The organism is Amycolatopsis pithecellobii (assembly GCF_009707865.1).
GTDB classification, from domain to species: Bacteria; Actinomycetota; Actinomycetes; order Mycobacteriales; family Pseudonocardiaceae; genus Amycolatopsis_E; species Amycolatopsis_E pithecellobii.
Genome location: NZ_WMBA01000019.1, coordinates 83,158 through 96,014, shown reverse-complemented (window position 1 = coordinate 96,014; position 12,857 = coordinate 83,158). Strand labels below are relative to the sequence as shown.

12 protein-coding genes and 1 pseudogene are annotated in these 12,857 nt (G+C 59.6%); 4 read left to right on the top strand and 9 right to left on the bottom strand.

The genetic code is table 11. The annotated features are described in order from the left end of the window. Window positions 1-86 precede the first annotated feature (86 nt). The gene (locus GKO32_RS15015; RefSeq protein WP_166459564.1) at window positions 87-1,001 is read left to right on the top strand and encodes a UbiA prenyltransferase family protein; all 915 of its coding nucleotides are present in this window, start codon (window positions 87-89) and stop codon (window positions 999-1,001) included. Window positions 1,002-2,645: 1,644 nt separating this feature from the next. On the opposite strand, the gene GKO32_RS15010 is transcribed toward GKO32_RS15015, so the two are convergent. The 7 genes and pseudogenes from GKO32_RS15010 to GKO32_RS39805 form a co-directional block, all read right to left on the bottom strand. After that, a complete protein-coding gene (locus GKO32_RS15010; RefSeq protein ID WP_312867940.1) occupies window positions 2,646-3,473 on the bottom strand; it encodes an HpcH/HpaI aldolase/citrate lyase family protein in 828 nt (275 codons plus the stop codon). 295 nt (window positions 3,474-3,768) lie between these two features. After that, window positions 3,769-4,683, bottom strand: coding sequence for an HpcH/HpaI aldolase/citrate lyase family protein (locus GKO32_RS15005; RefSeq protein WP_154757476.1), 915 nt, complete (start codon window positions 4,681-4,683; stop codon window positions 3,769-3,771). A 3-nt stretch (window positions 4,684-4,686) separates the two neighbouring features. After that, a complete protein-coding gene (locus tag GKO32_RS15000; protein WP_312867939.1) occupies window positions 4,687-5,505 on the bottom strand; it encodes an HpcH/HpaI aldolase/citrate lyase family protein in 819 nt (272 codons plus the stop codon). A 64-nt stretch (window positions 5,506-5,569) separates the two neighbouring features. Beyond that, the gene (locus GKO32_RS14995; RefSeq protein ID WP_312867938.1) at window positions 5,570-6,658 is read right to left on the bottom strand and encodes a Glu/Leu/Phe/Val family dehydrogenase; all 1,089 of its coding nucleotides are present in this window, start codon (window positions 6,656-6,658) and stop codon (window positions 5,570-5,572) included. A gap of 60 nt (window positions 6,659-6,718) precedes the next feature. Then, window positions 6,719-6,868 carry a hypothetical protein gene (locus GKO32_RS37995; RefSeq protein WP_166459558.1) on the bottom strand — a complete coding sequence of 50 codons (150 nt, stop codon included), beginning with the start codon at window positions 6,866-6,868 and terminating at the stop codon, window positions 6,719-6,721. Between the two features lie 38 nt (window positions 6,869-6,906). After that, window positions 6,907-7,463: pseudogene (locus GKO32_RS14990) on the bottom strand (thiamine pyrophosphate-binding protein); the annotation flags it as partial. Window positions 7,464-8,701: 1,238 nt separating this feature from the next. Then, a complete protein-coding gene (locus GKO32_RS39805; protein WP_166459568.1) occupies window positions 8,702-8,968 on the bottom strand; it encodes an ATP-binding protein in 267 nt (88 codons plus the stop codon). A gap of 457 nt (window positions 8,969-9,425) precedes the next feature. On the opposite strand from GKO32_RS39805, the gene GKO32_RS39045 reads away from it, so the two are divergent. Further along, on the top strand, window positions 9,426-9,809 hold the full coding sequence (locus GKO32_RS39045) for a recombinase family protein (RefSeq protein ID WP_246243767.1): 384 nt from the start codon (window positions 9,426-9,428) through the stop codon (window positions 9,807-9,809). A 35-nt stretch (window positions 9,810-9,844) separates the two neighbouring features. Here GKO32_RS39045 and GKO32_RS14975 read toward each other — a convergent pair whose 3' ends face one another. Further along, on the bottom strand, window positions 9,845-10,639 hold the full coding sequence (locus tag GKO32_RS14975; RefSeq protein WP_154757475.1) for an alpha/beta fold hydrolase: 795 nt from the start codon (window positions 10,637-10,639) through the stop codon (window positions 9,845-9,847). A 148-nt stretch (window positions 10,640-10,787) separates the two neighbouring features. Continuing rightward, complete coding sequence (locus GKO32_RS14970) at window positions 10,788-11,012, bottom strand: hypothetical protein (RefSeq protein ID WP_154757474.1); 225 nt, start codon at window positions 11,010-11,012, stop codon at window positions 10,788-10,790. A 185-nt stretch (window positions 11,013-11,197) separates the two neighbouring features. Here GKO32_RS14970 and GKO32_RS14965 point away from each other — a divergent pair, with 185 nt between their 5' ends. Continuing rightward, the gene (locus tag GKO32_RS14965; protein ID WP_154757473.1) at window positions 11,198-12,031 is read left to right on the top strand and encodes an SDR family NAD(P)-dependent oxidoreductase; all 834 of its coding nucleotides are present in this window, start codon (window positions 11,198-11,200) and stop codon (window positions 12,029-12,031) included. Window positions 12,032-12,068: 37 nt separating this feature from the next. After that, window positions 12,069-12,857 carry an SDR family NAD(P)-dependent oxidoreductase gene (locus GKO32_RS14960; protein ID WP_166459563.1) on the top strand — a complete coding sequence of 263 codons (789 nt, stop codon included), beginning with the start codon at window positions 12,069-12,071 and terminating at the stop codon, window positions 12,855-12,857.

Below are 12,857 nucleotides of genomic sequence, written 5' to 3'. Positions count from 1 at the left end.
CGACCCGGCCGCGCGGCGCGCGGCCACCGTCTTGCGTGCACCCAGGCCGGCTCACAGCTTCCCCGGTAACGGGCGGTGATAGCGGAGTGTTGGAAATCGCCGGACTGCACCTACGTGACGTCATGATCATTCACCGCCTGCAGGGCCCGCTGCCCCTGATGTATCTGGCCTATGCAGTGTGGGGCGTCTCCTTCGGGATCGGCGACTTCAGGGCACTGCTCAGCGTGCCCGCACTGGCTGCCGTCGTCGCGAACCTGTTCTTGATATGCGGCGGACTGGTACTCAACACTGCCGTTGACTTGGCCACCGACCAACGCCATGCGGGCAAGAAGGACCTGGCCCACGCCGGGCGCAGGGTCGGCCGCCGCGGAGCGCTATGTTGGGCTGTCGGCGAGCTGTCGGCCGGGCTGCTCGTCGCGCTCATCGCCACGATCGCGAGCGGATATTGGCTACCCGTCGTATGCGCAGCGGTCATCGTGTTGCTGCATGTGCTGTACAACGTAGAACCGATTCGCCTCAAGCATCGCGGCTTTATCGGGGCAGTATGTTTCGCCGCCGGCCTCCCTACAGTGCCCAGCCTCCTCTCGTACAGTTCAGTCCATTCCGGACTGGAAACCACCGCACTGGTGACATTCGCCGGACTCGGAATCCTGACGGTCGGGCGCACGGCCTGGTGGTCCGTCCCCGATCACCAACCCGACCGCGAAGCCGGCGCCAGGACGGCCGCCGTACGCTACGGCATTGCCCGCGCCACAGCGACGGCCTGCGCCATCATGACGACCGGGCTGGTCATCGCAGGCACAGTGATGGGCCTGCATTACGGCCCGATCAAAATGCTGATCAGCCTCGCCCCACACCTCATCGTGCTCGGCGCAGCCCTACGCCCGCTCATGAACGGAACAAGAGCCGTGCCGACAATGAGGAGCATGCGGCGGCAGACGATTCCACTGGTGACACTCGGCGAAGTGCTGATAGCAGCGCTACCACTCGCCACTCTATAGAGGCAGCTTAGCCTCTCCATGATTGGAGACCACAACTCACCGCACTGGACGCTGAGCCGACCAGTTCCAGAGCCGTGGACCCGCCAACTAGACGGCGATCGACGTCCTGCTACATGGAGCGGCGCACGTTGATAAACAAGTTCGCACGGCCAGGCGCCCGTTTCGCCCTCGACTGGGCGAAGAAGTCTTGGCGGCTTCGAAGGGCACGTCTGCGCATGGAGATCTACCGCGGCAACCGCCGCCCCTCACGATGATGCGACCAACGCATAGGCGAAAGGTCATACAAGCGACGGAGCGTTATCTCTCAGGTCGCCGATACTCGGGACCTCCGTGCTGCCCAGAGCCTGCTCACGCAAACGCGCAGCGAAATTCCAGAATGCCACCTATAAAGCTCGTGTTTGTTTCCGGACCCCAAATGCCGCAATAATAGTCATGGTTCGAAATTTCCGACGCACACCATTCGTGACCCCGTCTTGATTTCGGTAATGTCATGGCGTGTTATTCGTTGCCAGAGTTGATGAATACTTTAAAATCCCCACGCCTGCTGGTTAACAAGTCCACACAGGTAGGAGTGCCACTCCAGCAGAACCAGAAACAATTCATTTTGATTCGCTTCCTCGACGGTATCAAGTAAGCGAACGACCGCCAGGCTGTCAGCATTCGGTCGTGGTTCGCCACGAGTGGTACGAGCAGTTCCTTACTTGTGCGCATCCATGACTCTTGTGAACAGAGTCGGTCGAAGCAGAGAAGTCGCACCGCGACGAGTGGGGTGATGACGATACTGACCTGAGGCGGTGCTAGAAGGGCGGAGTAGCGGGCGCTGACTCTCGTACCTGTCGAGCGAGTGCCGCGTATATTCGGGGCGTCACGTGGGATGAGGAGTTCCGGGCGAGGGGCCAGGTCAAGTCGATCGCAGCTTCGACTTGCCGACTTCTGGGCCAGCGTAAGATTGCACCGAGGGTGTCGGCGGTTTCACCGCCGACAAACGGGTCGATACTCGCCAAGAGTCGGTGGACCATCACTCGGTCGTATCCAGAACCCAGCCCTGGGGCTACGCCCGGATTATGCGTTTCCTTGGGATTGATTTTTCGACACTGTTTGGTGAAGTGGTCGGTGAGACCGCGGACGAAGTCGCGAATGAAATCTGTCGTCGTCAGGAAGAAATCGGATAGGATCTCACGATCGGCGTGAGTGACTATTTCGTGCAGCGAGTCGTTCGATGAGTGGCAATTCGGATCTTTTTTTGCGGGGATGGCGATACCGACGCTCCATCGCTTGCCATATCACTTCCCCGTGACTGGGATGACGAGACAAGGAGTCGGTCAATGGCATTCGCCAGGAGTTCCGCAGTTGTTTCAGGTGTCTGTGAATCGAGGCAATACTGAACCATATCCAGGTGCGCCCGGATCGGGTGCTCCCTGACGGGAACATACGCCATGACTTCAAGCAGCCACTCCATCGTCTTGTCCGTACTGCTGCCTCCGGTCGACTCGTCGAATCTGTGAGGCGGAAGAACTTAGAGGCAGCGAAAAGTAGCGCGCGCGAGCAGCCGGCGGTGTCGCCGTGGACTTCTCCCCGAACTGCCCGCACAAAAATCGGATGATCGGCATCCATGAAACTCAGCCCCAAAAATCCTTCTGAAAACTATTTGACAATTGATCCCCATTGTGCCAATAAGCGCTTTGCTCGTTTGATTATCGGTCTACCTATGACCTTATCATTTAGCACCGCTATCGACCCGTCCCCCTCCACCGCCACAACATCGCGGGCCCACTGAATCTTTTCGCGAGATGGGGTGAAAATTGAATTTACGATCGAGACCTGCGAAGGATGAATACAAACCTTTCCCGTATAACCGAACGAAATTGCGTGCTTTGCGTCGCTTATTAGTAGGTCCTCGTCTGCAAGCGACATTGAGCCACCGTCAAACGGTGGTGAAATCCCAGCCGCATCCGATGCCAGTGCGATAGCGGATCGAATATAGTCCAGTGCCGCTCGATCCTCGTATTCAATCCCAAGCGAACCAACCAGGTCCCCGTTACCAAATACGGCCCGTACTACCCCTGGAACAGCGCAGATCTCACGGGCAGCCAAGACGCCCGACGATGTCTCCAGTAGAGCCACCACGCACGATCCGGGAGGCAGTCGAGCCAGGACACTTATGACTTGCTCAGCACTTGTGATCTTTGGCAACATTACCGCGCGTTTATCGTCGGCAAGCATCGTGATATCGTCTTCATACCAGGGAGTGTCAACAGAGTTGATTCTTATTATCGCGTTTTGACCTGAACTAAACCATTGACGAACGTTTTCGCGTGCCGACGATTTTAAATCGAAACCGACAGCGTCTTCGAGGTCAATGATTATTCCGTCCGCACCGCTGTCGGCCGCCTTGGCAAACCTATCAGGACGATGCCCCGGAACGAACAACAATGAGCGAGCTCGCCTGATGAACTCCCATGCATCGGTCACATCGGCACCTTTCTTGAACTGAGTATCCTCATTAATATTTATCACGATCTCCCGAAGAGAATCCGCTGGCTTTATCGTCGCCCCCAACTACACCTTGAAAGCCAACATGGATCAACTTCGAGTCAAACCTTGAAAAGCATTCAAAGCCCGACCAGAGCGGCCGTCAACACACCCACAGGATGTCTGCCTTGATAACCGGACAACTTTCCTCAAACTAGATCATTCTTTCTGGGTACAAATAGCGATCGAAACAAGGACCATTTGCACACGGTTGATTACAAGGCCCGATGAAATTTCAGGTCTGCCCGTCAGCCTCGCGCACCAACTGTGTTCGCAAAATCACGTCGCGGGCTAGACGTGCATGCACTGCGTCGACCATGCTGCCGTTCACGCCAACCGCACCATGGCCGTTTTGCTCTCCAAGCGCGCGCGCCTCAAGGTTCTTTCGAGCTCGGGCTAATTCATCGTCCATCGACGCAAACACCTTGTTGGCCAGTGGGACTTGACTAGGATGTATCACCAGTTTGCCATCATAACCTAATACTGCAGCTTGCCGGGCTGTACGTTCGAAACCGACATCGTCACGATATTTTGGATAGACAGCGTCGATGGCATCCAGTCCGGAAATACGAGCTGCAACCAAGATTTTGCTCCGCGCATAATGCCACAAATCACCTGGATAAGGGTCAGCCGGCTCAAGGTTCGTATCAACCCGCGATCGTTGGGATACCGCATAGTCTCCCGAACCGAAGATGAGCGAATCTATTCGGCTACTGCAACGCGAAATCTTCTCGACGTTGGCGAGACCTTTAACCCCTTCTATGGTGACTTCAAGACGAATCTGCTTGTCCAGGCCCAGTTTAGCTTCAAGTTGACCAAGAAGTACATCGACGAACCAAACTTCGCGCGGTGTCGAGACTTTCGGAAGGACCAGGGAATCCGCGGCCTCGCCGACCTGACTGACTATACCCACGATATCGTCATATGCCCACCGGGTGTTTAGAGCATTGACCCGAATAGCACGCGTCGTACGCCCCCATTCGTAGCCAAGTAGGGCTGCGACAGCCCTTTCCCGCGCGACATCTTTCATCGCTTCGGGAACAGAGTCCTCCAAATCCAAGAAAACCATGTCCGCTCCACAGCCAGCTGCTTTGGCAAACATCCAATCATTAGTAGCAGGGGTAGCAAGCACTGATCGCCGCAGCCGCATAACCTAAGCCTCCCATTGCGACAATAGACGGCGTGCGCGCTCCAGCATCGGCGTTCCCACAAGCTTTCCATTCAAGACGGCAACTGACCCGTCATGCGACGCAGCGAGAGCTTCTCGCGCCCACTGAAGTTCCGTCGAAGAAGGTGTAAATATCTCGTGGACCGTATGTATCTGACGCGGGTGGATGCAGACCTTACCTGTGAAACCCATGGCGACCGAATGCTGCGCATCCAACTTCAATTTCTGATCGTCAGTTATTGCGATAGTAAGGCCGTCTAGCGGGGGAACTAAACCACCTGCGGCCGAGGCCAGTACAATCTGGGAACGAGCATGTGACATCGAAACGTGATCGGCGAGATCGATGCCGAGTTCGCTCGCGAGATCACCGTTGCCGAAGATAGCACGCACAACCCCAGGCGTCGCGCATATCTCTCGGGCACCAAGAATTCCTGCAGCAGTTTCGAGCAAGGCTATGACGAATGATCCTTCTGCTAACCGCCTTAGCAGAAGCTCAATCTGCAGTGGGCTTGTTACTTTCGGTAACACGACGGCACATCGCCGGCCGGCCAGCATTTCAACGTCTTTTTCGTACCAGGGTGTCTCAACTCCGTTGATCCGGACAATCCCTTCCCCGCCGGATTCCAGCCAATCGCTGATGTTTTTTCGCGCAGCGGATTTAAGGTCTGGACCTACAGCATCTTCGAGGTCCAACATAACAGAGTCAGCGCCGCTGTGTACCGCCTTGACAAACCGATCAGGTCGATGCCCCGGGACAGCCAGTACCGAACGCGCGCGTGCAATAGAATCCCGTGTGATAATCACAATGAGCGCCTCGACAAGTCAGACATCTCGCGCCTCCTGAATTATGACTTAAGAACTAAAGACGTCAATCAATGATGTTACATTTACCTTTGCTGTTTCGACCTCTGGTCGGTTCTATTATCTTTTGTTCGGCAATCTTATCGGCCGCTTTCCCCGCAGTAATCCAATATTTGGTAGCATGCTCGCACACCTCCCTTGTGATTCGGTAGATATTTGTTACCCGCAGCTTGGCTCTTTCGAACGAGAACCCGTGGAGGTCATCGGCGACTTGGATGACTCCTCCGGCGTTTACGAGATGGTCCGGAGCGTAGAGAATCCCACGATCTTGAAGATCCTTGTCGATACCTTCACAACTCAGTTGGTTGTTTGCAGCTCCGCAGACGATACGGGCGCGGAGGACACGGACGGTGTCATCATTGAGTACGCCGCCAAGAGCACAGGGCACGTACACGTCGATATCAGAACGGATCAATGTGTCGGTGCAGTCAACGACATCGACCTCCGGATGCGCTTGTCGAACCCTACTGACTGTCTCCTTGTCAAGGTCGGTGACCACGACCATCACGCCGTGGTCGACGAGCTGCTCGACCAGTAAAGTGCCTACCTTGCCAATGCCTGAGATTTCGACGCGTCGACCCTGCAAGGAAGGTTCGCCCCACGTGTACTCGGCGCACGCCAGCATGATTTGATAAACGCCATACGCGGTGAGGACAGAGGAATTGCCAGCACCGCCCTCGCGGGACGAGCGATCCGTCACATGCGAACATTCGCCCGCGATGTGGCCCATATCCGGCACCGAGGTACCCACATCGCAGGCGGTAATATACCGTCCGCCGAGTGACTCGATAAATCGACCGTAGGCGCGTAGTAACGGCTCGGTTTTGTCTGTCACAGGGTTCCCGATGATCACCGCCTTCCCGCCGCCAAGGTCAAGGCCGGCGAGAGCATTCTTGTAGGCCATTCCTTTGGACAGCTTGAGGACATCGTCGATGGCGTCATCTTCTGATTCGTACGGGTAGAAGCGCGTGCCACCGAGGGCAGGACCGAGCGCCGTTGAGTAAATGACGATGATTGCCTTCAAGCCGGTCTTGGCGTCATGGCATAACACGATCTCTTCGTGACAAGCCCTCCGTTCGAAGACGCCTACGTTCACGATGGTGACTCCTCTTTCAGTCCATGCACCTGATCACAGTCGTGAGCGACCTTCGGTTTTTTATGTACTGTCACCATCATTGAACAGTGGTCGGATTCCGCGGGCGGCCACGACCTCGCCGTCGCCGATGCCTGCAGCGACCTTCGGCCACACCTGTGCATCCTTGCCGACCACGAAGTCGATGACGACGGAGCGGTGGTTGATGTCCATTGCGCGGCGGATGACGTCGACCTTTTTCTTGATTTTACCGGCCGGCCACTTACGGCCAGGTGGAACGCCTCGATGATCACCCGCGGGATATCGGCCGGGTCGGTGACCAGTACGTTGTACGTGGTGATCGGCATCGTGATACCGCAGATGTCGGCCTCCTGGAACGCGTCCGTGCCTGTCAACGCCCGCCTCTGGTGTCCGGTGATCGGCACTGAATCCATATTCGTATTTGCCAGCGGGGTCACCCGATTCGTTGCACCCGGACCCGAGGTCGCCATTCACACCCCCACGCTGCCCGTGGCCTCCGCATACCCCATCGCCGCATGCCCTGCGTCCTGCTCATACCGCAACAGCACGTGCCGCATCATCGTCGAGTCCAGCAGCAGATCATAGGGGGAAGGATCGTGCCACCCGGAATACCGAACACAACCTCGACACCAACGGCCTCCAACAACCGCACCAACGACCTTCCGCCAATCCCTCCAAATTTTGCCTGGCTAGTTTGGCAACCTAGTTCTAACGGGTCACGTTGTTTGTAACGTGTCGCGGGGGTGCTATTAACAGGAGACCTATCCATATCAGAGGACGTATTCATATCGATCCAGTGAGTTATTGATCATGCCAGGTGTCTGCAAGTAGAGGGGTCAGAGTCGGGTGATCTCATCGACGTTTCCATTGGTTCTCAACTACACCAATGGGTTGGAGCCTCTAGATTGGTGCGCTTGCCGGCGGCGCTTTCCTCGTCCGCGCGCCTGGGCTTGGTCGCCGGCGGCGTTTGGAGCGCCAGGCCCCTGGGCCCCGGGTGCGCACACCAAATTTCTTTTCGACCACCCACGCCAGAGTCCAATCTCCTGCATCTGAACCCGAAACTGCTACAACTAAAATCTTCCAGAGCGAGACGTGTCGACAACCAAGCACCCCTAAAACGGGATCACGTCCGCCAATTCGCGAATCAGTGAAATCAACATCCAATTCATCGCCACTTTTAAAGACTCCGAACGTCTTCCCAGAGTCGTCGACGCACCGCGCATTAGCCAGGGGACGACTTCATCCGGACGAAGCCAAATCTAGCCGGTTTGGGTGGTCTGGCCAATAAAATATGGCATCCAGGTAGCTATTCAGCTGTCTGGTGCCTTGGCGGGTGAAGCGTGAGCTCAATCTGGGATGATCTTGCCGTGTCAGCTGCAGCGTCATCGGATGCGTCGTCGAATTCTTCGCGTCCGCCGGCGTCGGATACGCCGTAGGAGACGCAGTCAGCGAAGAAGAGTTCGCCGCGGGGCCGGTCGGGGCGCAGACCTGAGAAGCAGCCGGGTGCGTCCTCGTCGTCACACTGGCTGGTCGGTGATCCGGACGAGACCGTGATGCTCGAGCCGCGACGTTGCCAGCGATGTGAGTCGTCACTGCCCGATGCGGCCGAGACCGGGCGGGAGCGTCGGGCCGGTGGTGGATGTGGGGCCAGTACCACCGCCCGAAGTCGTTGAGTATCAGCGTCTGCCGAAGGTTTGCTCGTGCTGACCGTCATGGGGGTTGCCCGCGCGGGGTGATACGGTTGAAATCTGAATATACCCGTGCGCCACACTGGTTTACCTTGCCGCCTACGACGTGCACCGAGCCCCTGTGCTCTGACGGCGCTCTCTGAAGTCCCAGGGATACTCGTCGAAATTTCCCAGCTGGGTGCGCAGCACAGCCCGGGTCAGCGATGGAGCAGGCGAGCTGCAGCAGCGGACTGGGCAGCGCTGTCAGGGCGTGCGGTAGAAACGGGTCCTGGTGTGACGCTCGGTCGCGATAAACGCTTCCCGGCAGATCGGGCGGGTCTTCGGAATCGCATTGGTGTTAGGAGACATGCGCCTTCACCGCCTCGCGCAGAGTGTCCGATGTGGACTGGCGAGAGCGGAGTCGGCAGGTTCGAGGTAGCGTTGGTTGATCACCTGGGACAGCACGGACGCGCCATCGCCGGGAAGCGGCAGGTTTCCGGCTTCGACCGCGCCGCGCGTCGGTCAGGGCAGTGGCGAGCATAGTCTTGCCCACTCCGGGCGGGCCGACGAACAGCACGTTGGAGGCGTCGTCGAGGAACCGCAGCGTAGCCAGATCGGGGGTCAGTTTCTCGTCGATCGGTCCACATCCGGTCCAACCGCCAGACCTGGCTCACCCCGCCGGGCTTGCGAACCACCGTGTCGAGGGCCTCGACCAGGTGCGGGAAGTCCTCCGCGTCGTCCAAGACCCCCGCGCCGGATCGAGTGCGCCGAGTACCCGACCAGCAGGTGCGCCTGCCGCCTCACGTCCCAGGCCAGCCGCGAACCGGGCAGCTCTAGCCAGTCGAACTGGATTTCCTCACCAGGCGGGTGCTCGAGAGATTCTGCGCACTTCGAAAGGCGTCGACATTACCGATGGCCCGACGAAGACGGCCTCTACAAGCAGGCCGACGAGGTTGCGTTGCCACGCGAGCACGAGTTGCCGTCGATCATGACCGTCGCCTCCGTGGAACTATCAGCGTGCACTGTGGATCAAAACGCGATTTGAGCGCTGACCGGGCGACCGGCCGGGATAGGCTACGGCGGTGGCCGCCGTCCGCGGCAGTGTCATCGGCGTGCTGCTCGTCTATCGCGTCGACCGCTTCTCTCGCAACCTGCGAGACATGGTCATGCTGCTCGACGACTCGACTCCGCCGAGGTCGTGTTCGGGTCGGCCACCAAACCGTTCGACACTTCCACCGATGGGCCGAATGCTGGTCGGTGGTCTTGTCGACCTGGTAGCCGAAGGTGCGTTTGCGGCCTTTCCGCCTGCCCTTGGGGGCTTTGCGTTACATCGTCGTGATGACGCGTCGAGTGAACGCTTCCTGCAACTGCATCACCTGCTCTGCGGTCAACGAAGGCAGAGCGTCCCTTCGAACCAGGTCTGCAAAGCGCTGATCAATCAACCATTGGATCGAACTTTGCGTTGATGACTGATCCCGAACCACGTGCGGACGCAGCCAGTTCAGCCGGTGTGCTCGGGCGTGACATGCAACGACGTCGGGACGAGCGGTCCGATGGGCGTGGTCTTTGTCGCCTCGACCAGTAGTGCGGCGAACTCGGCCGGTTTGCTCAGCCACGGCGAGTGCCCGGTATCGATCTCCAGCGGGACAACCCCTAAACGTTTCGCTTGCAGGTGCGCGAGTGCCGGGAAGCAGGTGGTGTCCCGCGAGCCCATGATGAAGCTGCGGGAAAGGTCGTGCTGCTTCCAGAAGTTCGGGACGGAGACCGGAACGGTCAAAGGGGCGAACGGCTCCGGGACCAACTTCGAGTAGGCCCAGTCGACGAGCTCCTCGGAGCAGTCGTTGAAGAAGGCCATGACCGCGCCCGGGCGCTCGAAGTAGAACGCCTCGTTGCCTTCGGTCATCTTGATGTAGGTGTCCAAAGGCGACTCGTCGTCGACGGGCGATGCTGCGTCGGATCCGAGGCTCGTCGAGGTTGTTTCGTAAGGGAGCGGCTTGCCCTCGACCGGGAGAATTCCTGCCACGTAACAGATGTGCGAGACGAGGTCGGGGCGCTCGTTCGCGGCGATGGTGGCGACCACGGACCCGGACGAATGCCCGACGAGCACGTCGCCCGGTCGCATCAGCTCGAGGACGGCGTCGCGGTAGCCCTCAAGTGTCGCCACTTCGTCGCGACGGGTTCCGTGGCCGGGAAGCTCTACCGCGACGAACTCGTGGCCCAGCTTCGCCATCTCCGGCTTGACGAAGTCCCAGGCCCATGCACCGTGACAGCCGCCATGAACAGCGAGAAATCGCATAGGGATACCTTTCGCCTGGGGGTGCCGGGCCTCGGACGAGGGGCGACGGCTGAGGGTGAAACTACTCGGCGGGGTTGCGGACCGTCAACGGCTTGTTTGGCATTTTGTCGGCACTGGTGATCACGAGAAGGCCGTTAAGTGTCTACAGTTATGAGGCTTCCCGCTGCTCCAGTCGCCGTGACATGCCTTCGCACTGCCCGGCCTTCCTCGACGAACTGGAAGCAAGGACCCGCATCCACGACACCTTGCTGCGCTTCTGCCCGCGGTTCCACGAAGACGCCGTCGACAACCACGGCTGGATACCGGCAGCCCGCGACACGACCTGGTTCCCGGACTCCAGGCCCGGCACGAGACCGTCGAGCACTCCGCCCACGTGTTGACCAACGTCGCCTGCACCTTCCTCTGCCTATTGTGTTGACACTTGACCACAGTGTGCTGATAAGACTTGCGGGCTTAGCTCGGATTGGCAACTGCGCCGACAAGAAGTGTTGACAGTATTGCCTCGTGGTTTCAGGATGTGACAGCAGCCATGCAGCGTCGCAGAGAGCAGGTACTCCCATGAGCCGAACGTCGTCCGAACACGATCGTCGCGTGGCCGGCCGCCTGGCGGGTAAGACCGCGCTCGTCGTCGGAGCAGGCTCCATCGGCCCGGGGTGGGGCAACGGCAAGGCGACCGCGGTGACATTCGCTCGTGAGGGCGCCGCCGTTTTCTGCGTCGATCGGGATCCGGCGGCCGCGGAAGAGACGGCCAAGATCATTACGGATGAGGGCGGGCAGGCCCATGCCTACGCCGCCGACGCGACCGACGAGCGCCAGTCACGCGACATGGTGGCCGCCTGCCTCGAGCTGTGGGGCCAGATCGACATCCTCGACAACAACGTCGGGATCGCGGAGGTCGGCGGAGTCGTCGACATGCAGATGTCGAACTGGGACCGCGTGATGGACGTCAACGTCAAAGCGGCGCTGCTGGCCATGAAGCACACGATTCCGCACATGGCTTCCCGCGGCGGCGGATCGATCGTCAACATCGCCTCAATCGCCGGGACCCGCTGGCTCGGCGTGTCCTATGCGGCGTACTACGCGTCGAAGGCCGCCTTGCTGCACCTCACCCGCACCTCCGCGGTCGAGTACGCACGCCACGGAGTGCGGGTCAACGCCGTCTCGCCCGGCGCCATGCAGACCCCGATGGTCGAGCAGGACGCGGGTATCTCCGGTGTGGACAGTGCGAACGTGGAAGAAATGTGGGCCAAACGTGCCGCGCTCGTGCCGCTGGGAGTCGGGGGTGAAGGCTGGGACGTGGCGTGGGCGGCGCTGTACCTCGCCAGCGATGAATCCAGGTACGTCACGGGAATCGACCTCGTCGTCGACGGCGGGCTGTCCCTCAAGTGGTGACCAGATCCGAACGAAACAGACAACCGGGGAGCCGTCCATGAGTGCTGACCGATTCCAGAACAAGGCCGTCATCGTGTCCGGGTCCGCGTCGGGGATCGGGCGAGCCAGCGCCGTGGCGTTCGCCCGTGAAGGGGCGCGTGTCGCGTGTCTGGACGTCGACAAGGTGGGCGCCGAGGAGACCGTCAGCAGCATTCGCGCTGCCGGTGGATCGGCCGCCTTCTTCCCGGTCGACGTGCGTGACGCGGAGTCGGTGCGAACCGCCACCGAACAGGCCGTCGGGTACCTCGGCGAGCTGGACGTCGTGCACAACAATGCCGGCGCCAACGGTTACGCCACCATCCACGAAATGTCTGTCGAGGACTGGGACCACATTTTCGCCGTCAACACTCGTGGGGTCTTCCTGAGCATGAAGTACCAGATTCCCCATCTGCTCGACCGCGGCGGGTCGATCGTGCTGACCGGTTCGATCATCCAGCACGGGTCACGGCCGGGGACCGCCGCGTACTCGGCCAGCAAGCTTGCGCTGAACGGCCTGGCCCGTGCGGCGACCCTCGATTACGGGACGCGGGGCATCCGGGTCAACGTGGTCAGCCCCGGGACCATCGACACCCCCATGGTGCGAAAGTCGCTCGGTGCCGAGAACGACGAGGCACGGTTCGCGGAGGTCCGTGACGAGTGGGTTCGAACCCACATGGCAGGTATGCGGCGGATGGGCGCACCGGAAGAGGTCGCCGCGGCCGTTCTCATGCTCTCTGCCGACGACGCGTCCTTCATCAGTGGCGCCACCATCTTCGTCGACGGCGGTGCCACGTCGGCGCTGATCTGA

Bases quoted from the DNA above. Each gene is read 5' to 3' on its own strand.
- GKO32_RS15005 (WP_154757476.1), bottom strand. From the start codon at position 4,683: ATGCGGCTGCGGCGATCAGTGCTTGCTACCCCTGCTACTAATGATTGG.
- GKO32_RS37995 (WP_166459558.1), bottom strand. From the start codon at position 6,868: ATGGACATCAACCACCGCTCCGTCGTCATCGACTTCGTGGTCGGCAAG.
- GKO32_RS14975 (WP_154757475.1), bottom strand. From the start codon at position 10,639: ATGCGATTTCTCGCTGTTCATGGCGGCTGTCACGGTGCATGGGCCTGG.
- GKO32_RS14965 (WP_154757473.1), top strand. From the start codon at position 11,198: ATGAGCCGAACGTCGTCCGAACACGATCGTCGCGTGGCCGGCCGCCTG.
- GKO32_RS14960 (WP_166459563.1), top strand. From the start codon at position 12,069: ATGAGTGCTGACCGATTCCAGAACAAGGCCGTCATCGTGTCCGGGTCC.